Below are 20100 nucleotides of genomic sequence, written 5' to 3'. Positions count from 1 at the left end.
AAATAATGACGTTACAGCAATGGTGTTTCTCTTTTCGTGGTCGCCTGGGACGGCGCGACTTCTGGATCTGGCAGGTGGCCTGGCTGCTGATGCTGGTGCTGCTCTTTACGCTGGCAGGCAATGGTCTGTTGGATACGCAGACGGCCGCTTTCTGCGTGGTGGCCCTGCTGTGGCCCACCAGCGCTGTCATGGTAAAACGACTGCACGACCGTAACAAAGGCGGCCAGTGGGCGCTGCTGTTTATCGTCGCCTGGATGCTGATGGCCGGGCACTGGGCGATATTGCCGGCAGATGCGCAGTGGCTGGTGGGCCGTTTTATTCCCACATTGATCATGGTCGGTATGGTGGTTGAACTGGGCGGTTTTGCGGGTACACCGGGTGATAACCGGTTTGGCAAAGCGACGCAGCCTGTGGTGTATCTGCGCCGCCGCTCACCGGATTACCAGTAATGTTCGCTGGTGATATGCCCGGGTTTGCGCTTGAGATGTTTACGCATGCCGCGGGTTTCTTTTAAAACTTGCTGGGTATCGCGCACCATTTGCGGGTTGCCGCACAGCATGACATGGCTTTGTTCGGCATCGATGCTCAGCCCGGTCACCGCTTCCAGCTGGCCACTCTCTATCAGCGCGGGCACTCTGCCCGTCAGTGAGCCCGGGCTCTCTTCGCGACTGACCACGGTTTGAATCTGGAGTTTCCCAACGTAACGCTGCTGTAATGCCTGCATCACTGGCAGATAACTCAGATCCTGTGCATAACGTGCGGCATGGACCAGTACGATATTTTTGAAGCGCTCCAGCCCTTTTCCTTCCTGTAAAATCGACAGATACGGCCCGATGGCGGTGCCGGTTGCCAGCATCCACAGCGTTTCGCACTCAGGGATTTCATCCAGTACAAAGAAGCCCTGAGCATCCTGGGTAATCATCACCTCATCGCCGGGTTTCAACGCATGCAGTCGTGGGCTTAGTTTCCCTTCCGGCACGGTGACCAGGTAGAACTCCAGATTTTCATTGCTGGGCGCATTCACAAAGGAATAGGCGCGCACCACACGTTCACCGTCAATTTCCAGTGCCAGCTTGGCATATTGCCCGGCGGTAAACGGGTCGATGGGAGCGGTCACCGTCAGACTGAACAGGCTGTCAGTCCAGTCGGTGACATGTTTAACGCGGGCGTTGACCCATACGGCCATAAAAAAACTCCTTCATTCGCTTGCGACATAAGTGACGTCTCTGCGGCTATCTTCGCCAGCCATCGGTTTTTTTTCCACCCGACGGCCCGGGTGAAAGCTCATATCGACAAAGTATGAGCACTATTTAAACGTAGCGTAAAAAATGTTTTACAGACACGCCTGCTTTTACTGACAGTGGCGCCAGCGTTATTTACCGCGACCCCCTCGCTTTGCTACGCATTCCTGATATTTTCAGCGCCATTGTGCCGGTATGACTGGCCACCCTTGCTGGTTGGGTGAGTTTCCGCTTTTTATAAGAGTCGTAACTTAATGAAAAAAATAGAAAATGGCCATTTGCTGGTGATGCTGATGGCGTTGCTGGCGGTGGGACAGATGGCGCAGACGATCTATGTTCCGGCGATGTCGATCATTGCTGATGTCTTCCATGTACGCGATGGTGCGGTACAACGGGTGATGGCTGCCTATCTGATGGCCTACGGTGCCTCGCAGCTGTTTTACGGCCCGCTGTCTGACAGTATCGGGCGTCGCCCGGTGATCCTGATGGGAATGGCGGTGTTTATTGCCGGATCGCTCACCGCACTGTTGGCAGGCAGTCTGAATGGCCTGGTGCTGGGGGCTGCTATTCAGGGAATGGGCACGGGTGTTGCCGGGGTGATGGCGCGCACAATGCCGCGTGATCTCTACGCCGGTAGTGCGCTGCGTCAGGCCAACAGCCTGCTTAACATGGGAATTTTGGTCAGTCCGTTGATTGCTCCCGTGATTGGTGCCGGGCTGACACACCTGTTTGGCTGGCGCGCTTGTTTCGCTTTTTTACTGCTGTTGTGCCTGATTGTTGCTGGCGTGATGCTGCGTTGGCTGCCGGAAACGCGTCCCGCAGGACAGCAGACACGCCCGCTGTTCTCCCGTTACCGTCCACTGCTGGCCGACAGCAGTTTTGTCCGTTATCTGGTGATTCTGATCGGTGCGCTGTCTGGGATTGCGGTGTTTGAGGCCAGCTGTGGCGTGCTGATGGGAGGTGTACTGGGTATGAGCAGCCTCGCCGTCAGCGTGTTGTTTATATTGCCCCTGCCTGCGGCCTTCTTTGGTGCCTGGTTTGCCGGGCGCAGTGAGAAACCCTTCACCACGGTGATGTGGTATGCGGTGAACAGCTGCCTGCTGGCGGGCGTGATGATGTGGATCCCCGGCTGGCTGGGCGTGATGAATCTGTGGACGCTGATTGTGCCGGCATCGCTGTTCTTTTTCGGTGCCGGGATGCTGTTTCCGCTGGCAACGACGGGTGCAATGGAGCCCTGGCCGTATATGGCGGGCACCGCCGGAGCGCTGGTGGGGGGATTACAGAATCTTGGTTCTGGGCTGGTCGCGTGGCTGTCTGCGCTGTTGCCGCAAACCGGTCAGTTCAGTCTGGGGATGCTGATGTTTGCCACTGCGCTGCTGATCCTGCTGTGCTGGCTGCCGCTGTCAAAACATCCACAGCCGCACGCGGTGTAAGGCTGTCATTTACCCGCTTTGGTACCGGGCGAGGCGTGCCTCGCCCCTACGGTCTCAGAGGCCGTGTAGGGACCCCTAGGGTCTCAGAAGCCGTGTAGGGGTCGGGCATGCCCGACCCGCATTGACACCTACTGAGACGGTAGACGATCACAAAATATACGGGTGCAGGCTTTCGTCTTTCAGATCGAGGTAATGGATCGACTGAATACGGCGGATGGTGCGGGATTTACCACGTATCAGCAGCGTTTCAGTGGTCGCCATATTGCCCTGACGGGTGATGCCTTTTAACAGGTCGCCGCTGGTAATGCCGGTCGCGGAGAAAACCACGTTGTCGTTGCGCGCCATCTCTTCCAGCTTCAGCACCTGTCCGGCAGCAATCCCCATTTCCGCACAGCGTGACAGCTCCTGTTCGCCCAACTGACGGTTCTCAGGGGTATCACCCTTAACGTCATGACGTGCCAGCAGACGAGCCTGCATATCGCCATCCAGCGCACGGATCACCGCTGCGGAGACTACGCCTTCCGGTGCGCCACCGATGCCGTACATCACGTCGACTTCGCTGTCCGGCATGCAGGTCAGGATCGACGCGGCAACATCACCGTCCGGGAACGTAAATACGCGTACGCCAAGCTGTTGCAGGCTGGCAATCACCGCATCGTGGCGTGGTTTCGCCAGCAGGGTCACGGTCAGTTCTGTCAGGGATTTATTCAGGGCACGGGCAACGCGTTGCAGGTTCTCTTCCAGCGGCAGGTTAAGGTCAATAGCGCCTTTAGCCCCAGGACCGACCACCAGCTTCTCCATATACATATCCGGTGCGTGCAGGAAGGTGCCTTTGTCCCCGACGGCCATGACCGCCAGTGCATTGGCCTGCCCCAGTGCGGTCATGCGCGTACCTTCAATGGGATCGACGGCAATATCCACCGCATCTCCGTTGCCTGTCCCGACTTTCTCGCCGATATACAGCATCGGCGCTTCATCAATTTCCCCTTCGCCAATCACGATCTGACCGTCGATATCCACTTTGTTGAGCATGATGCGCATTGCATGTACGGCTGCACCGTCTGCCGCATTTTTATCGCCACGCCCCAGCCACTTATAGCCAGCCAGTGCCGCTGCTTCTGTTACGCGGGAAAATTCAATCGCCAGTTCTCGTTTCATGATATGCCTTTAAGGAAACTAATGAGGCGGGAAGTTTATCACAGGGAGCGGAGCGGGGAAGGGAGATACCCGTGGTCAGGCGACCACGGGCAGGAGATGATTACTTGTCGTCAGCGTCTTCCCATGCCTGCGCACGGGCGACGGCTTTCTTCCATCCTGCGTACAGCACGTTGCGCTGGGTGGTTTCGATGCTTGGGCGGAATTCGCGCTCGATGACGGACTTGGCGCGCACTTCATCCAGATCTTTCCAGAAGCCCACTGCCAGACCGGCAAGGTAAGCAGAACCCAGCGCAGTCACTTCACGCACTTCAGGACGCTCAACGCGCGCACCGAGGATATCGGACTGGAACTGCATCAGGAAGTTGTTCGCCACGGCACCACCGTCAACGCGCAGTGATTGCAGACGGGTGTTGGCATCGTTCTGCATCGCTTCCAGCACGTCACGCGTCTGATAAGCAATGGACTCCAGCGTGGCGCGAATGATGTGGTTAGCATTGGCACCACGCGTCAGGCCGAAGATAGCGCCTCGGGCATACGGGTCCCAGTAGGGGGCACCCAAACCGGTGAATGCAGGCACCATATACACGCCGTTGGTGTCTTTGACTTTGGTGGCGAAATATTCGGAGTCAGTAGAGTCACTGATCAGCTTCATTTCGTCACGCAGCCACTGAATGGATGCACCGCCGATAAACACCGCACCTTCCAGCGCATAGTTCACTTCGCCACGTGGGCCGCAGGCGATGGTGGTCAGCAGGCCGTGTGTTGAGGTCACCGCTTCTGTACCGGTGTTCATCAACATAAAGCAGCCCGTGCCATAGGTATTTTTCGCCATACCCGGCTGGACGCACAGCTGGCCATACAGCGCCGCCTGCTGGTCACCCGCAATACCGGCGATTGGAATACGCGTTCCGCCTTTACCACCGATGTTAGTCTGGCCGTAAACCTCTGACGAGGATTTCACTTCCGGCAACATTTCACGCGGGATATCGAGAATGTCCAGCATGCGCTGATCCCACTCCAGCTTGTGAATATTGAACATCATGGTACGGGAGGCGTTGGTGTAGTCGGTGATATGAACCCGTCCCTGCGTCATTTTCCACACCAGCCAGGAGTCGACGGTGCCGAACAGCAGTTCGCCACGGCGTGCACGCTCGCGGGAGCCTTCCACGTGGTCGAGGATCCACTTCACTTTGGTGCCGGAGAAGTACGGGTTAATCACCAGACCCGTGGTATGACGGATGTACTCTTCCAGGCCTTCTTTTTTCAGCTTCGAGCAGTAGTCGGCGGTACGCGGGTCCTGCCAGACGATGGCGTTGTAAATCGGCTTGCCAGTTTCTTTGTCCCACACAATGGTGGTTTCACGCTGATTGGTGATACCAATCGCGGCAATCTCGTCAGAGTTAATGTCCGCATGTGCCAGGACTTCGACCAGGGTGGAGCTCTGTGACGCCCAGATATCCATCGGGTCATGCTCAACCCAACCCGCTTTCGGGTAGATTTGCTGGAATTCACGCTGCGATACCGCAACGATATTGGAGTCATGATCCAGAATCACGGCGCGGGAACTGGTGGTTCCCTGGTCGAGTGCGACAATGTATTTTTTTTCTACGGTCATAATAGGTTCCTGATGGTGTAAGCAATGAGCAGGATTACGCTTTACGCTGTGCAGCGCGCGGTGCTGATTTTTCCTGTTTCTCCACAACCTTACCCGGAAGGTTGTTGGCAATCAGGGCGCGGTAGCCAAAGGCTCCGAGGCTTGCACCGATCAGTGGGCCAAAGATCGGAACAAGGAAATACGGAATATCACGGGCACCGGTGAAGGCAACATTACCCCAGCCAGCCACCCAGGCGAACAGCTTAGGTCCGAAATCACGTGCCGGGTTCAGTGCAAAGCCAGTCAGTGGGCCCATTGCGGCACCGATGATGGCGATAAGGAAACCAATCAGCAGCGGTGCCATCGGGCCACGCGGCAGGCCGTTACCGTCATCGGTCAGCGCCATAATCAATGCCATCATGATAGCGGTAATGACCATTTCAACCAGGAATGCCTGACCCACGCTGATGTGCGGGTTAGGATACGTGGAGAAGATGCCCGCGAGGTCGAGGCTCTCAACGCTGCCACGTACCATGTGATGTGTCTGTTCGTAATCGAGGAAGAGATTGTGATACAGGCCGTACACCAGCGCTGCGGAGCAGAATGCACCCGCTATCTGCGCAATCGTATAGGGCAGCACTTTACGCCCTTCGAAATTGGCGAATAGCCACAGCGCGACGCTGACGGCGGGGTTCAGGTGAGCACCTGAAATACCCGCGGTCAGATAGACGGCCATCGCAACGGCCAGGCCCCAGACAATACTGATTTCCCAGAGGCCGAAACTGGCTCCGGCAACTTTCATTGCGGCCACGCAGCCAGCACCGAAAAAGATGATCGTGGCAGTGCCGAGAAACTCGGCGATGCACTGCCCCTTAAGTGTACTTGTTGTCTGACTCATGATGAATTCCTGAAGGCGAGGTTAATGGTTTAGCTTCTTAGTTTTGTTTCATCCATGAATCACCCAAATCTTATGTAGGGCTGTTGTGAATTTATCGTTAACGAGCATAAACGAGAAATAGCGAAATCAAAAATTGTGTTCTGTGTCATAAAAATGAGCGTTTTCGCGTCTTTTTGCTTTCCAAAAACGACCTGGTGCGCGTTTGATCGCGTGTGAAATGCGCAATTATTTAACGCTGACCTTACATCAGGAGGGGGAAGATGTTAATGAGACCAGGTATAGACTGAAAATTGTTACAGACTACGCCCTGTAAGGGTTCGCTGCTGGACTTGAGCTGTCGCTCTACTTACAATCGGAGAATCGTTGTTATCCGCGGAATGCCGGTTCATTCCTCACCCCTGCGGCTAGCATCATCAACGCCCTGCGATTAGGAGAGGTTATAGACATGTCATTTGAAGTATTCGAGAAACTGGAAGCGAAAGTGCAGCAGGCGATTGATACCATCACGCTGTTGCAGATGGAAATCGAAGAGCTTAAAGAACAAAACGGTAATTTGAACCAGCAGGTTCAGCAGGCAGCAGGCAGCAGTGATGCGCTGGTGCGTGAAAATCAGCAGTTAAAAGAAGAGCAGCATGTCTGGCAGGATCGTCTGCGGGCTTTGCTGGGAAAAATGGAAGAGGTGTAATGCTGCACCTGGCGTAAAAGCAGGAAGCAAGCAGAAAACGGGTGCCCTGGGGCACCCATTTTATATGTTCGTCTTTATTCGATGTCGAGCGCGTCTTCGGACAGGATCATTCCCGTGTTGTCTGCGTACAGATGATCGCCGGAGAAGAACGTGACGCCACCAAAGTTCACCCGCACGTCGCTTTCACCAATGCCTTCACCTGCAGCCCCGGCAGGAATAGCCGCGATGGCCTGAATGCCGATATCCAGTTCTTCCAGATCATCCACCTGGCGAACAGAACCATACACCACAATGCCTTCCCACTCATTTTGCTGAGCCAGCGTTGCGAGCGCGGCGTCCACCAGCGCACGGCGTACTGAACCACCACCATCAACCAGCAGAACACGACCACGGCCGTTTTCCTCCAGCAAATCATAGAGCAGCCCGTTATCTTCGAAACATTTTACCGTGGTGATTTGCCCGCCAAACGAGGTGCGACCACCAAAGTTTGAGAAAAGCGGTTCAACGACATTCACATCTTCATGGTAGATGTCGCACAGTTCTGAAGTATCGTATTTCATAGGGGTTTCGTCTGTTTGCCGCAGGAGGGCTAAGTATATCGCTTAAAGGCCACTGTTGGCAAAATCATCAATTGTTAAAAATTGCGATGGGTCAAGCACATCGCGTTTAGCTGAACACTAAGCCGATGGCAAACAGGATATTGATCAGCAGGGCTGCTTTAACGGTTTTTTCCAGCATGGGTCGCATCGCCAGTGCACTGGTTTCTCGCAAAATGAAACGTCCCTGCTGCCACAACAGAGGTGCCGCGAGCAGGAATAACCAACCCACCGGACGCAGGCTGACCAGCGCACTGTAGAGAGCAAAGCAGGCCAGTGCGGTGGTTAACAGCACGGCATGATAGCGGCGTGCTCCATGTGCACCCAGGCGAACTGCCAGCGTAAATTTCCCATTCTGCCGGTCGCTGTCGATATCGCGCAGGTTGTTGACGTTCAGTACGGCGGTCGCCAGCAGGCCACAGCCACTGGCGGGCAGCAGCAGCAGCAGATCAATCTGGTGTGTTTGCAGATAGCTACTGCCGATGACCCCCAGCCAGCCAAAGAAGATCATCACAGACAGATCCCCAAGGCCAAGATAGCCATAGGGTTTTTTCCCCACGGTATAAGCGATGGCTGCGACTATCGCCAGCGCGCCCATCGCCACAAAGCCGAGGATATCGGCGGGAGACTGGCAGGCCCGCAGGATCAGTAGCAGGCCACAGCCGGTGGTGATGGCCACGGTCAGCATCAGCGCGATGCGCATCTGCTCTTTGGTGATCGCCCCTTTCTGCATGCCACGCAACGGCCCGATACGCTGCGGCGTATCGCTGCCTTTCAGCGCATCGCCGTAGTCATTCGCCAGGTTAGAGAGGATCTGTAACAGAGTGGTGGTCAGCAGCGCCAGCAGGGCGATGGTGGGGTCAAAATACCCCTGATGCCACGCCAGAGCGCTACCGGTAATGATCGAGGCACAGGCCAGCGGCAGTGTGCGCAGACGCAGGCTTTCCAACCAGGCCTGGGGCATTGAGAGTGGGGGAGCCAGTTGAGTATTATCCATGACAGGTTGCGCCTCCGATCCGTTTCAGGTCCAGTGCGGCGAGTGCCAGCACGATATCGGTGTCATGGTAAGCGGCTTTTTAACAACGGGAGTTAATCCTGGTCAAGTTGGTGCAGGATATAAAAAAAGGAGGCCGAAGCCTCCTGATGTGTCGAGCCGTTTGCTTACAGGATAAAGCGGCTGAGATCTTCGTCAGCCACCAGCTCGTCGAGATGTTTGCCTACATATTCGGCATCAATGGTAATCGACTGGCCATTCAGGTCGCTGGCGTCGTAGGAGATGTCTTCCATCAGACGCTCCAGGACGGTATGCAGACGACGTGCACCGATGTTTTCAGCGGTCTCATTCACCTGCCATGCCGCAGCCGCAATCTTACTGATGCCGTCAGGGGTAAAGTTAATCTCTACGCCTTCCGTGTTCATCAGTGCTTTATATTGCACGGTGATGGAGGCACTTGGCTCTGTGAGGATGCGCTCAAAGTCGTGCGTGGTCAGCGCCTGGAGTTCAACGCGGATAGGCAGACGGCCCTGCAACTCAGGGATCAAGTCTGACGGGCTGGCTACCTGGAATGCGCCGGAAGCGATAAACAGGATGTGGTCAGTTTTTACCATGCCGTGTTTTGTCGACACCGTACAGCCTTCGACCAGCGGCAACAGGTCACGCTGTACGCCTTCGCGAGACACGTCAGGACCGGACGATTCACCCCGTTTACAGACTTTGTCGATCTCATCGATAAACACGATACCGTGCTGTTCAACCGCGTCGATCGCTTCCTGCTTCAGCTCTTCCGGGTTCACCAGCTTGGCGGCTTCTTCTTCCACCAGCAGTTTCATCGCCTCTTTGATTTTCAGCTTACGAGGTTTCTGTTTCTGCCCGCCGAGGTTTTGGAACATCGACTGGAGCTGACTGGTCATCTCCTCCATACCTGGAGGTGCCATGATTTCTACGCCACCGGATACGGCAGCCAGATCGATTTCGATCTCTTTGTCATCCAGCTGGCCTTCGCGCAGCTTCTTGCGGAAGGACTGACGCGCAGCAGAAGGCTCAGGTGCTGCTTCATTCTGGCCCCAGTTATTTTTTGCCGGTGGGATCAACACATCGAGAATGCGCTCTTCAGCCATTTCTTCGGCGCGGTAACGATACTTCTCAATCGCCTGTGAGCGCACCATCTTAATCGCAGAATCGGTCAGATCGCGGATAATCGAATCCACTTCTTTACCCACATAGCCCACTTCGGTGAACTTGGTCGCTTCGACTTTGATGAAAGGGGCGTTAGCCAGTTTTGCCAGGCGGCGGGCAATTTCCGTTTTACCCACCCCGGTTGGGCCGATCATCAGAATGTTTTTTGGCGTCACTTCATGACGCAACTCTTCGTCCAACTGCATACGGCGCCAGCGGTTACGCAGCGCGATGGCGACGGCACGTTTGGCGCCATCCTGGCCGATGATAAATCTGTTCAGTTCGCTGACAATCTCGCGCGGAGTCATAGCAGACATAAATTAGGATCCTTACGCTTTAGACGGTAATGCTTCGATGGTGAGGTTATGGTTGGTATAGATGCAGATATCACCTGCAATACCTAGCGCTTTTTCCACGATGTCGCGTGCGCCGATATCGGTGTTTTCCAGCAGCGCACGGGCTGCTGCCTGAGCGTATGGACCGCCTGAACCGATAGCAATTAAGTCGTTTTCTGGCTGGATGACATCCCCGTTACCGGTAATGATCAGCGAGGCATTTTCATCGGCCACGGCCAGCAGTGCTTCAAGTTTGCGCAGCATACGGTCGGTGCGCCAGTCTTTTGCCAGTTCGACGGCGGCTTTCACCAGATGACCCTGGTGCATTTCCAGTTTGCGTTCAAAAAGTTCAAACAGAGTGAAGGCATCGGCGGTACCGCCCGCAAAGCCCGCAATGACTTTGTCATTGTAGAGACGACGCACTTTTTTGACGTTGCCTTTCATCACGGTATTGCCGAGGGTAGCCTGGCCATCACCGCCAATTACTACCTGGCCGTTGCGTCGTACACTTACTATTGTTGTCACGGGCAGACCCCTTATTGCAGTCGGAAGATGACCCCGCACGTTTTGTACGGGGTACTGATGCAATCAGATATGGGGCGGGTTTGAGGGGTTTCAACCCCCGATGGACAGAGGAATACAATTTGAGTGGCCGGAACCACGCAGGCGTTTTAGCGTGCTGTCGGCCGCACTGCGGTTGTTATACGGTCCGATAACGACACGATTCCAGCCACCGCCGGTCGTGATCCTGCTTTCAAATCCTTCAAAAGCTAACTGAGCACGAATGGACTCGGCCTGGTCGGTACCTTTGAAGGAGCCACACTGCACCATCCAGCGCTGCGCGCTCTCTTTTTCCGCTTCTTTTGGCTTGGTTTCCACTTTCGGCTGCGCGGCAATTTCCGGTTTCGGCTGGCGAACAGGTTCGCGGGTGACCGGAGTTATCGGTGCCGGGCGCGGTGTCTGAGTTTGAGTCTGTGGCTGCGTGCGCGGCTGCGTTTGCTGCTGCGGCATACGCGACTGCTGCTGAAGCTGGCCCTGCTGCTGCTGACGTTGAATGGTCTGCTGGCGCTGCGCCGGCGTTTGTTCATTCCACGGCACTTCGTTGAGCTGAGTAGGTTGCTGGCGCATATCGGCCTGCATCTGGTCCAGTAGCTGACGCTGTTCATCGGTTAACTGGGTCTGGGAATGTGCTTCGCCCCCTGACGTCGGTTCTGTAGGCGTAGGAACGCCAAGCTGACGGTTCTCCAGCTCTTTGATATAGCGCCAGCGTTCTTCCGGTTTGGGTGGCAGGCCATTGCCGGTCGCCTTGTGGTCAGGGATCACTGGTGTATCTTCTTTTTTATGATGCGCGATAAACCACAAGCCACCAATAAAGGTGACCAGAACGGCAACCGCCAGCACTATCATGATTTTTGATACACCGGACCCACTGCTGCGCTTCTTGCTGCGACTGTTGGTATTTTTGCGACGCGTCCCTGTCGAACGCCCGCGGCCTACATAATCTTTTTGTGCCACTATCGTTCCGCTAATAATCGATGAAGGTAAGGCCGGGCTAAAAGAGTGAAAATGTGTACCCGATGATAGCCCGCCATGTTACTGAAGGGCCGGAAGTTTGACCAGCAGCGATCTTACTAAGAATCCGCTGATTTTTGCCCAAAAGCAGGCATGGCGTGCTACCCGCTATCTGGGAAAAATCAATCTTCGTCGCGCAGGGAGGGCGCGGTGCTCCCGCGAATTTTCAGCTCGAAGTCCAGCAGGCGTGAACCATTGCTGACCATCCTGCCCTGCAACTGCTCCAGCAAGAGTAGCATCGCTTCGCGACCTATGTTGAAACGCGGCTGGGCAACGGTGGTTAATTGCGGATCGCTGTAGCGTGACAGTTCGATATCATCGAAGCCGATGATTGACAGATCTTTTGGTACGCGCAGGCCCATATTCTTCGCCTGTGACATCGCACCCAGTGCGATGATATCGCTATGACAGAACAAGGCATCGGGCGGTTTCGGCAGGGTCATCAGATGTTTCATCGCCTGCGAACCGGCATCGAAGGTGAAGTCACCCCGCACGATATAGGTCGGGTCGACCGCCATGCCGTGACGGCGCAGAGCCTGAATATAGCCCTGCAGGCGATACTGGCACAGCGGCATCTCTTCCGGGCCGGAGATGCAGGCAATGCGGCGATGTCCGAGCTTTTGCAGGTGGTTAACGGCTTCAAAGGCTGCCGTCAGATTATCGATATGGACCGTTGGCAGTTCCAGCTCCGGTGCAAACTCATTGGCCATCACCATTGGCGGCAGATTACGTTGCTCTTCCACTCCGGTGTCAAAAGGGACATTGGAGCCAAGCAGCACCATGCCGTCGATCTGGCGGGTCAGCATCAGATTAAGAAAGGATTTTTCCTGTTGGTTCTGGTGAGCACAGTCGCCAATCAGTACCAGATACCCTTCAGCCGCCGCCACGACTTCAATGCCACGAATAATTTCACTGAAAAATGGGTCGCAGATATCGGGCACAATCACCAGTACGGTCCGTGATTCACTGCGTCGCGCGCTGCGCGTCATTGAATGCGGGGAGTAGCCGACGGCGATCACCGCCTGTTCAACCTTATAGCGTGTTGCAGCAGAGACCTTTTCCGGATTCATCAGGGCGCGGGAAACCGTCGCCGTTGATACGCCGGCTTTTTCAGCCACGTTTTTCATGGTCACCACGGATGTGTCTTGATTCTGCTCCAACGCTTTTCTCCTCACGCCAGCCCCTGAGCCGACCTGACCAACTAATAACGATGTATTGTCCGGCGACTCAACATGTCGCTTGCGGTGAACGCCCCCGCATTCTTAACAGATATGCGAGGTGGCTGTTACTTAATTTGCATAAAAATTGTGACTTGTGCGACTTTTTTCGATCCAGTGCGCAACTTTGCAGGCAATCGATTACGTTGTCAGCTTTCTGTCGGGTCGATATCTAACGTCCATTTCACCTTACGGGCCTGAGGCAGTGTTGAGATCAGGGGCAAGCTGGATTTAATCAGGCGCTGCAAGACGGCGCGCGAAGGATGTTGAAGCAGGAGCTGCCAGCGATACCGGCCACTGCGTTTTGCCTGCAATGCCGGAACCGGGCCCATGACCCAGAATGATTCACTGTTAAGTGGGCTGGCTTCGAGCAAATTGCGCAGCTGCTGCAGGAAGAGGTTGGCCTGCTGGTTGTCGTGATCCTCTGCACGAAACAGAGCGTGGCTGGTGAACGGTGGCAGGAACACGCTGTTGCGCTCGCTGAGTGCCTGGTGGGCGAAGGCATCGTAACCCTGATGCATCAGGGTTTGCAGCAGGGGATGTTCCGGATGATGGGTCTGCAACAATACTTCCCCCTGTTTACCGGCACGGCCTGCTCGCCCCGCGACCTGGGTATACAGCTGAGCAAAGCGCTCGGCCGAACGAAAGTCTGCCGAGAACAGCGCGCCATCGACGTCCAGTAGTGACACCAGCGTGACATCCGGGAAATGGTGGCCTTTCGCCAGCATTTGCGTTCCGACCAGAATGCGCGCCCCGCCGCGATGAACCTCAGCCAGTTGCTGCTCAAGCGCCCCTTTACGGCTGGTGGTATCGCGGTCGATACGCGTCAGGGGGACGCCCGGGAACAGCTCACTAATATTGTGTTCGAGCTGTTCGGTTCCCAACCCAACCGGCACCAGATGCGTGGAACCGCACTGCGGGCACTGATGGGGAACCGGACGCTGGCTGTCACAGTGATGGCAGCGCAGTTGGCGCTGATGCTGGTGCAGGGTGTAGTAACGGTCACAGCGCTGGCATTCGGCAATCCAGCCGCATTCATGGCACAGCAGCGTTGGCGAGAAACCACGACGGTTGAGGAACAACAGCACCTGGTTATCGGCTTTAAGATGCTGGCCAATTTTCTTAATCAGCATCGGAGACAGGCCACCCTGAAGCTTGACGCCTTTCAGGTCGACCAGCAGCTGTGTGGCTTTGGTGGCATTTCCGGCGCGTTTGCTGAGGTTAAGCTGGCGATATTTACCGGACTGAACGTTTTGCAGGGTTTCCAGCGCTGGGGTCGCTGAGCCCATCACGATTGGAATATTTTCCTGACGGGCACGAAACACCGCCAGATCGCGTGCGTGATAGCGCCAGCCTTCCTGCTGTTTGTAAGAGCTGTCATGCTCTTCATCAATAATGATGGCGCCCAGACGGGCAAACGGCGTGAAGAGGGAAGAGCGGGTGCCAATCACAATGGCTGTTTCGCCACTGCGCGCGCGCAGCCATACGGCGAGGCGTTCGCTGTCGTTCAGCCCGGAATGCAGCACATCTACCGGGGCGCTAAAGCGCTCACGAAAGCGGGCGATGGTTTGCGGTGTCAGACCGATTTCTGGCACCAGCACCAGTACCTGGCGGCCGTTGGCCAGAATGTTTTCCAGAACGCTGAGATAAACCTCAGTTTTACCCGATCCGGTGATCCCCGCGAGTAACCAGGCAGAAAACTGATCGTCGGCACTGCGTATGGCTCCCACGGCGGTCGCTTGTTCAGTATTGAGCCGCAGACGTTCGCCCTTCACCGTATAATTTTCCCGCCAGTCCTGGTGGGCACGTGGCTGGGCGCGCAGCTCACACAGGCCTTTCGCCCGCAGCGCTTGCAGTGTGGCCTCAGTGATGTCGTGCTGGCTGACTTCATGGCGATACAGCCCGCTGTGTCGCAGCGCAGCCAGTGCCTGCTGCTGTTTTGGGGCACGTTTGAGGCTTTCCGGTGCGGTCGCTTTGCCTTCTTCTGTCATCAGCCATTGCCAGAGAGGGGCTTCTTCGGCGGGTTTGCCCTGACGCAGTAGCACGGGCATGGCGTGGAACAGCACTTCACCCAGTGGATAATGATAATAATCAGCAGCCCATAGCAGGATGCGCCACAAGGAGGCGGGGTACAGTGAGTCGCTATCTAACACCTCATGCACGCTTTTTAGCTGGTCGAGGGGGAAATCGCTGTGTTCAACAATGCCGACAACCACGCCGATCGCCTTGCGCTTACCAAAAGGCACGCTGACGCGCCCACCGACCACGGCATGGCTGAGGTGAGGTGGCAACAGATAATCAAAGTTGCGGGCAAGCGGAACGGGTAGCGCGACCTGAACAACGGGCATGGATTCATCCGGGTGAAAAACAGGGCCAGTTAGTGTACACTGTGTCGTCCGGAATGTGCGGATCCGATTGCGGCGGCTGTTTAATTTCTGTATAGTTCGCCGCCGTTGGTATGGCATTTTGGTATCAACTTCACTTGAAATATTAATCTTCGTGTGGTGCCGGTGCAGGAGTGATCCTGGCGCGGGAGAGCGACACGGCCTTAACTGAGGTTTTCCCATGAAAAAAGGTATTCACCCTAATTACGCTGAAGTTACTGCTAAATGTTCTTGCGGTAATGAAATCAAAACCCGCTCTACCGTGGGTCACGACCTGAACCTGGACGTGTGTGGCAACTGCCACCCGTTCTACACCGGTAAGCAGCGTGATGTTGCTAGCGGCGGCCGTGTGGATCGCTTCAACAAGCGTTTCAGCATCCCAGGCGCTAAATAAGCACCCTGAAAGAAACGGTTACCGTTTCGGATGTAAAAAAAACCCAGCCTCTGGCTGGGTTTTTTTATGCCTGCTTATCGGGAAGCGGCGGTGTGTAATATGCGGGGCTATCGGGTAACCCGGCAGGCCCTGATGTGACATCAGGTGCCTGACCGGATAACCGAACGGTTTAGTATTCCCAGGTCTCAGGATCGACGCCCATTGCACGCATGATCGCTTTTGCTTCCTCGGGAATTTCGTCACTGCGTTCTTTGCGCAGGTCAACATCATCCGGCAGAGGCTGGCCGGTAAATGCATGCAGAAATGCTTCGCACAGCAGTTCGCTGTTGGTGGCATGACGCAAGTTATTAACCTGGCGGCGGGTGCGCTCATCGGTCAAAATCTTTAATACTTTCAACGGAATGGATACCGTGATTTTTTTAACCTGCTCGCTTTTTTTACCGTGCTCAGCGTAAGGGCTGATATATTCGCCGTTCCATTCAGCCATGAGTTACCTTAATCATATTAAATGTAGAATTGCCGAAATTTGGCTAATTATGCCCGAAGTCGATGGCTATCACACCGGGATGGCACAACTTTCTCTGGGGTATATCGACATAATTCTAACGGTTATTGACGCATTGCTCAATCTATACGCAAAGACATTTAGATGTCCAGATGTATTGACGTCTATCTCGCTGCTGTTTACTCTATCAGTCTTATCTTATTAACCAGCAGGAAGTTATGCACCATGACGCGTAAACAGGCAACCATCGCAGTACGTAGCGGTTTGAATGATGACGAGCAATATGGCTGCGTTGTCCCACCGATTCATCTCTCCAGCACCTATAACTTTACCGACTTCAATGAGCCGCGCGCTCATGACTACTCACGTCGCGGCAACCCGACGCGTGATGTCGTGCAACGTGCGCTGGCAGAGCTGGAAGGGGGCGCTGGTGCAGTGATGACCAATACGGGCATGTCTGCCATCCATCTGGTGTGTACCGTATTCCTGAAACCCGGCGACCTGCTGGTGGCGCCGCATGACTGTTACGGCGGCAGTTACCGTCTGTTCGATAGCCTGAGCAAACGCGGTGCGTATCGCGTGAAGTTTGTTGACCAGGGCGATGAGGCTGCTTTACAGGCGGCGCTGGCTGAGAAACCTAAGCTGGTACTGATTGAAAGCCCGAGCAACCCGCTGCTGCGTGTGGTGGATATTGCGTCGATCACCCAGGCTGCGGCAGAAGCTGGCGCGATTAGCGTGGTGGACAATACCTTCCTCAGCCCGGCTTTACAGAATCCGCTGGCGCTGGGTGCTGACCTGGTGATTCACTCCTGTACCAAATACCTTAACGGTCACTCCGATGTGGTGGCCGGTGCTGTTGTTGCCAAAGACCCGCAGCATGTGACTGAACTGGCCTGGTGGGCGAACAATATTGGTGTGACCGGTGGCGCATTTGACAGCTATCTGCTGTTGCGCGGCATGCGTACACTGGCCCCGCGTATGGCGGCGGCACAGCGTAATGCGCTGGCGATTGTCGATTATCTGAAACAACAACCGCTGGTGAAAAAGCTGTATCATCCTTCCCTGCCGGAAAATGCCGGACATCAGTTTGCGGTACGTCAGCAAAAAGGCTTTGGCGCCATGCTAAGTTTTGAGCTGAACGGTGATGAGGCAACGCTGCGTCGTTTCCTGAAAGCGTTGGAATTATTCACACTGGCGGAATCGCTGGGCGGCGTCGAAAGCCTGATTTCCCACACCGCAACCATGACCCATGCGGGCATGTCTGCTGAAGCGCGTGTGGCAGCGGGGATTTCGGAGACGCTGCTGCGTATTTCGGTGGGAATTGAAGATCACGAAGATTTAATCGCCGATCTGGATAATGCATTCCGGATCGCGGCCAAGAGGTAAGCATGAGTTATTCAGCAGTGGCAGGGGCAGACAGTTCGCGGCAGTTACATAAATTTGGTGGCAGTAGCCTGGCCGATGCCAAATGCTACCTGCGTGTTGCCGGGATCATGGCAGAGTACAGCCAGCCGGGTGACCTGATGGTGGTCTCGGCAGCCGGCAGTACCACTAACCAGCTGATTAGTTGGCTTAAGCTGAGTCAGAATGATCGGTTGTCTGCGCACCAGGTGCAACAGGCATTACGCCGTTATCAGAGTGAGCTGATTAGCAGTCTGTTACCGTCGGATGTCGCTGAACCGCTGATTGCTGAGTTTATTCATGACCTCGAAAAACTGGCCGTCCTGCTGGATAACAAAATCACTGATGCAGTTTATGCACAAGTCGTGGGGCACGGTGAAATCTGGTCGGCACGTCTGATGTCAGCGGTGCTGAACCAGCGGGATATTCACGCAGGCTGGCTGGATGCTCGCGATTTTTTACGCGCCGAACGTGCCGCACAGCCGCAGGTGGATGAAGCGAAGTCACAGCCGCTGTTACAGCAGTTGATGGCGCAGCGTCCTGAACAGCGTTTGGTGGTCACTGGTTTTATCTGCGCAAATGATGCGGGTGAAACGGTGCTGTTGGGGCGTAACGGCAGTGACTATTCTGCAACGCAGATCGGTGCGCTGGCCGGTGTGACACGCGTGACCATCTGGAGTGACGTGGCTGGCGTGTACAGTGCTGACCCGCGTAAAGTGAAAGATGCGTGTTTGCTGCCGCTGCTGCGTCTGGATGAAGCCAGTGAGCTGGCACGTCTGGCGGCTCCGGTCCTGCATACGCGTACGCTTCAGCCGGTTTCAGGCAGCGATATCGATCTGCAACTGCGTTGCAGCTATCAGCCAGAACAGGGATCAACACGTATTGAACGCGTGCTGGCTTCAGGCACCGGGGCGCGTATCGTGACCAGCCATGATGATGTTTGTCTGATTGAATTCCATGTACCTGCACAGCATGATTTTGCCGCGCGGCATAAAGAGATCGATCAGCTACTGAAGCGTGCACAGGTTCGTCCGCTGGCAACCGGCGTCCATCCTGACCGTAATCTGTTACAGCTGTGCTACACCTCGGAAGTGGTAAACAGTGCCCTGACTCTGCTGGAGGATGCCGGATTACCGGGGCGTTTGCAGCTGCGTGAAGGCATGGCAATGGTGGCGATGGTGGGGGCAGGCGTTTGCCGTAACCCGCTACACAGTCACCGTTTCTGGCAGCAGATGAAAGATCAGCCGGTGGAATTTATCTGCCAGTCACAGGAAGGCATCAGCCTGGTGGCGGTGCTGCGCGTCGGGCCGACGGAACATCTTATCCGGGGCCTGCATCAGACGCTGTTCCGTGCGGAGAAGCAGGTAGGCCTGGTGCTGTTTGGCAAAGGCAACATCGGTTCCCGCTGGCTGGAGCTGTTTGCCCGTGAGCAGGAAACCCTTTCTGCGCGCACCGGGTTTGAATTTATTCTTGCCGGAGTGGTGGACAGCCGCCGCAGTCTGTTGAGTTACGACGGGCTGGATGCCAGCCGCGCGCTGGCCTTCTTTGAAGAGGAAGCGGTAGAGCAGGACCAGGAGTCGTTGTTCCTGTGGATGCGCGCTCATCCGTTTGACGATCTGGTGGTGCTGGATGTGACCGCCAGTGAAACGCTGGCTGCGCAGTACTTAGATTTCGCCAGCTACGGTTTCCACGTGATTGGTGCGAACAAAGTGGCAGGCGCGGCCAGTAGCAATAGCTATCGCCAGATCCGCGATGCGTTTGCGAAAACCGGGCGCCACTGGTTGTATAACGCCACGGTCGGTGCCGGGTTGCCGGTGAACCACACGGTGCGCGATCTGCGTGAAAGCGGTGACAGCATTTTGTCGATCAGCGGTATCTTCTCCGGCACGCTCTCGTGGCTGTTCCTGCAATTTGATGGCACGGTGCCCTTTACCGAACTGGTGGATCAGGCGTGGCAGCAGGGTCTGACTGAACCCGATCCGCGTGTCGACCTCTCCGGCCAGGATGTGATGCGTAAGCTGGTGATTCTGGCGCGTGAGGCGGGCTACGATATTGAACCTGACCAGGTACGCGTTGAGTCGCTGGTTCCCGCCAGCTACCAGTCGGGATCGGTGGATGACTTCTTTGAGAATGCCGATGAGTTGAATGACCAGATGGTCCAGCGCTTTGAAGCCGCTCAGGAACTGGGACTGGTACTGCGCTACGTCGCACGTTTCGATGCCAACGGCAAAGCGCGTGTTGGCGTGGAAGCCGTGCGTGACGATCATCCGCTGGCGGCGCTGTTGCCGTGTGATAACGTGTTCGCTATCGAAAGCCGCTGGTATCGCGATAATCCCCTGGTGATCCGTGGGCCAGGTGCAGGGCGCGATGTCACTGCCGGAGCCATTCAGTCGGATCTCAACCGCCTGGCACAGTTGCTGTAATCTCCTCCTCATTTGGGCCAGGCATGCCTGGCCCCTTCGCCACACCACACCATCATGAAATTCCCTCATCTTTGTTGAGGATTTGTCA

The 20100-nt window shown here is 55.6% G+C and carries 18 protein-coding genes; 6 read left to right on the top strand and 12 right to left on the bottom strand.

The genetic code is table 11. From position 1 onward, the window contains the following. The first annotated feature begins 5 nt into the window (after positions 1–5). On the top strand, positions 6–449 hold the full coding sequence (locus FY046_RS19825) for a DUF805 domain-containing protein (protein ID WP_133846365.1): 444 nt from the start codon (positions 6–8) through the stop codon (positions 447–449). On the opposite strand, the gene fpr is transcribed toward FY046_RS19825, so the two are convergent. Next, positions 440–1186 carry a ferredoxin--NADP(+) reductase gene (fpr, locus tag FY046_RS19820; protein ID WP_133846364.1) on the bottom strand — a complete coding sequence of 249 codons (747 nt, stop codon included), beginning with the start codon at positions 1184–1186 and terminating at the stop codon, positions 440–442. The two genes, FY046_RS19825 and fpr, sit on opposite strands and share 10 nt — an antisense overlap. Before the next feature lie 309 nt (positions 1187–1495). On the opposite strand from fpr, the gene emrD reads away from it, so the two are divergent. Continuing rightward, positions 1496–2674: a multidrug efflux MFS transporter EmrD gene (emrD, locus tag FY046_RS19815; RefSeq protein WP_446186409.1), complete on the top strand. Its 1179-nt coding sequence runs from the start codon at positions 1496–1498 to the stop codon at positions 2672–2674. Between the two features lie 147 nt (positions 2675–2821). Here the strand turns inward: emrD and glpX are convergent, their stop codons facing one another. From glpX to FY046_RS19800, 3 genes are all read right to left on the bottom strand, one after another. Then, positions 2822–3832 carry a class II fructose-bisphosphatase gene (gene glpX, locus FY046_RS19810; protein ID WP_133846362.1) on the bottom strand — a complete coding sequence of 337 codons (1011 nt, stop codon included), beginning with the start codon at positions 3830–3832 and terminating at the stop codon, positions 2822–2824. A gap of 100 nt (positions 3833–3932) precedes the next feature. Then, a complete protein-coding gene (gene glpK / locus FY046_RS19805) occupies positions 3933–5447 on the bottom strand; it encodes a glycerol kinase GlpK (RefSeq protein WP_133846361.1) in 1515 nt (504 codons plus the stop codon). A gap of 34 nt (positions 5448–5481) precedes the next feature. Beyond that, positions 5482–6324, bottom strand: coding sequence for an MIP/aquaporin family protein (locus FY046_RS19800; RefSeq protein ID WP_133846360.1), 843 nt, complete (start codon positions 6322–6324; stop codon positions 5482–5484). Positions 6325–6769: 445 nt separating this feature from the next. Here FY046_RS19800 and zapB point away from each other — a divergent pair, with 445 nt between their 5' ends. Further along, a complete protein-coding gene (gene zapB, locus FY046_RS19795; protein ID WP_133846359.1) occupies positions 6770–7009 on the top strand; it encodes a cell division protein ZapB in 240 nt (79 codons plus the stop codon). A 74-nt stretch (positions 7010–7083) separates the two neighbouring features. Here the strand turns inward: zapB and rraA are convergent, their stop codons facing one another. The 7 genes from rraA to priA all read right to left on the bottom strand — a co-directional run bounded on the left by rraA (position 7084) and on the right by priA (position 15253). Next, positions 7084–7569: a ribonuclease E activity regulator RraA gene (rraA, locus tag FY046_RS19790; protein ID WP_133846358.1), complete on the bottom strand. Its 486-nt coding sequence runs from the start codon at positions 7567–7569 to the stop codon at positions 7084–7086. 106 nt (positions 7570–7675) lie between these two features. Further along, the gene (locus FY046_RS19785; RefSeq protein ID WP_446186408.1) at positions 7676–8602 is read right to left on the bottom strand and encodes a 1,4-dihydroxy-2-naphthoate polyprenyltransferase; all 927 of its coding nucleotides are present in this window, start codon (positions 8600–8602) and stop codon (positions 7676–7678) included. Positions 8603–8766: 164 nt separating this feature from the next. Continuing rightward, positions 8767–10098, bottom strand: a complete 1332-nt coding sequence (gene hslU, locus FY046_RS19780; RefSeq protein ID WP_167864836.1) for an HslU--HslV peptidase ATPase subunit — start codon at positions 10096–10098, stop codon at positions 8767–8769. A 12-nt stretch (positions 10099–10110) separates the two neighbouring features. Further along, positions 10111–10641, bottom strand: coding sequence for an ATP-dependent protease subunit HslV (gene hslV / locus FY046_RS19775; RefSeq protein WP_133846355.1), 531 nt, complete (start codon positions 10639–10641; stop codon positions 10111–10113). Between the two features lie 90 nt (positions 10642–10731). Next, entirely contained in the window at positions 10732–11631 is a 900-nt protein-coding gene (gene ftsN, locus FY046_RS19770) for a cell division protein FtsN (RefSeq protein ID WP_159338329.1), read from the bottom strand. A 179-nt stretch (positions 11632–11810) separates the two neighbouring features. Beyond that, a complete protein-coding gene (gene cytR / locus FY046_RS19765) occupies positions 11811–12848 on the bottom strand; it encodes a DNA-binding transcriptional regulator CytR (RefSeq protein WP_133846353.1) in 1038 nt (345 codons plus the stop codon). Between the two features lie 206 nt (positions 12849–13054). After that, on the bottom strand, positions 13055–15253 hold the full coding sequence (gene priA / locus FY046_RS19760) for a primosomal protein N' (protein ID WP_133846352.1): 2199 nt from the start codon (positions 15251–15253) through the stop codon (positions 13055–13057). A 217-nt stretch (positions 15254–15470) separates the two neighbouring features. Between priA and rpmE the strand changes: the two genes are divergently transcribed. Next, positions 15471–15683, top strand: coding sequence for a 50S ribosomal protein L31 (rpmE, locus tag FY046_RS19755; RefSeq protein ID WP_133846351.1), 213 nt, complete (start codon positions 15471–15473; stop codon positions 15681–15683). A gap of 169 nt (positions 15684–15852) precedes the next feature. On the opposite strand, the gene metJ is transcribed toward rpmE, so the two are convergent. Then, complete coding sequence (metJ, locus tag FY046_RS19750) at positions 15853–16170, bottom strand: met regulon transcriptional regulator MetJ (protein WP_133846350.1); 318 nt, start codon at positions 16168–16170, stop codon at positions 15853–15855. Between the two features lie 243 nt (positions 16171–16413). Between metJ and metB the strand changes: the two genes are divergently transcribed. Further along, positions 16414–17574 carry a cystathionine gamma-synthase gene (gene metB, locus FY046_RS19745; protein ID WP_446186407.1) on the top strand — a complete coding sequence of 387 codons (1161 nt, stop codon included), beginning with the start codon at positions 16414–16416 and terminating at the stop codon, positions 17572–17574. A 2-nt stretch (positions 17575–17576) separates the two neighbouring features. Beyond that, positions 17577–20012 (top strand): bifunctional aspartate kinase/homoserine dehydrogenase II, encoded by a 2436-nt coding sequence (locus tag FY046_RS19740; RefSeq protein ID WP_133846348.1) that lies wholly within the window; start codon positions 17577–17579, stop codon positions 20010–20012. Positions 20013–20100: the final 88 nt, after the last annotated feature.

This window comes from Erwinia sp. 1181_3 (assembly GCF_052824965.1).
The sequence above is the reverse complement of the archived record's forward strand: the minus strand, read 5'-3'. Positions and strand labels throughout refer to the sequence as shown.

Excerpts from the sequence above, each read along its gene's own strand:
- metB (WP_446186407.1), top strand. The coding sequence starts at position 16,414 with ATGACGCGTAAACAGGCAACCATCGCAGTACGTAGCGGTTTGAATGAT.
- metJ (WP_133846350.1), bottom strand. The coding sequence starts at position 16,170 with ATGGCTGAATGGAACGGCGAATATATCAGCCCTTACGCTGAGCACGGT.
- rraA (WP_133846358.1), bottom strand. The coding sequence starts at position 7,569 with ATGAAATACGATACTTCAGAACTGTGCGACATCTACCATGAAGATGTG.
- fpr (WP_133846364.1), bottom strand. The coding sequence starts at position 1,186 with ATGGCCGTATGGGTCAACGCCCGCGTTAAACATGTCACCGACTGGACT.
- glpK (WP_133846361.1), bottom strand. The coding sequence starts at position 5,447 with ATGACCGTAGAAAAAAAATACATTGTCGCACTCGACCAGGGAACCACC.
- glpX (WP_133846362.1), bottom strand. The coding sequence starts at position 3,832 with ATGAAACGAGAACTGGCGATTGAATTTTCCCGCGTAACAGAAGCAGCG.
- FY046_RS19740 (WP_133846348.1), top strand. The coding sequence starts at position 17,577 with ATGAGTTATTCAGCAGTGGCAGGGGCAGACAGTTCGCGGCAGTTACAT.
- hslU (WP_167864836.1), bottom strand. The coding sequence starts at position 10,098 with ATGTCTGCTATGACTCCGCGCGAGATTGTCAGCGAACTGAACAGATTT.
- emrD (WP_446186409.1), top strand. The coding sequence starts at position 1,496 with ATGAAAAAAATAGAAAATGGCCATTTGCTGGTGATGCTGATGGCGTTG.
- FY046_RS19785 (WP_446186408.1), bottom strand. The coding sequence starts at position 8,602 with ATGGATAATACTCAACTGGCTCCCCCACTCTCAATGCCCCAGGCCTGG.
- rpmE (WP_133846351.1), top strand. The coding sequence starts at position 15,471 with ATGAAAAAAGGTATTCACCCTAATTACGCTGAAGTTACTGCTAAATGT.
- zapB (WP_133846359.1), top strand. The coding sequence starts at position 6,770 with ATGTCATTTGAAGTATTCGAGAAACTGGAAGCGAAAGTGCAGCAGGCG.
- priA (WP_133846352.1), bottom strand. The coding sequence starts at position 15,253 with ATGCCCGTTGTTCAGGTCGCGCTACCCGTTCCGCTTGCCCGCAACTTT.
- FY046_RS19825 (WP_133846365.1), top strand. The coding sequence starts at position 6 with ATGACGTTACAGCAATGGTGTTTCTCTTTTCGTGGTCGCCTGGGACGG.
- FY046_RS19800 (WP_133846360.1), bottom strand. The coding sequence starts at position 6,324 with ATGAGTCAGACAACAAGTACACTTAAGGGGCAGTGCATCGCCGAGTTT.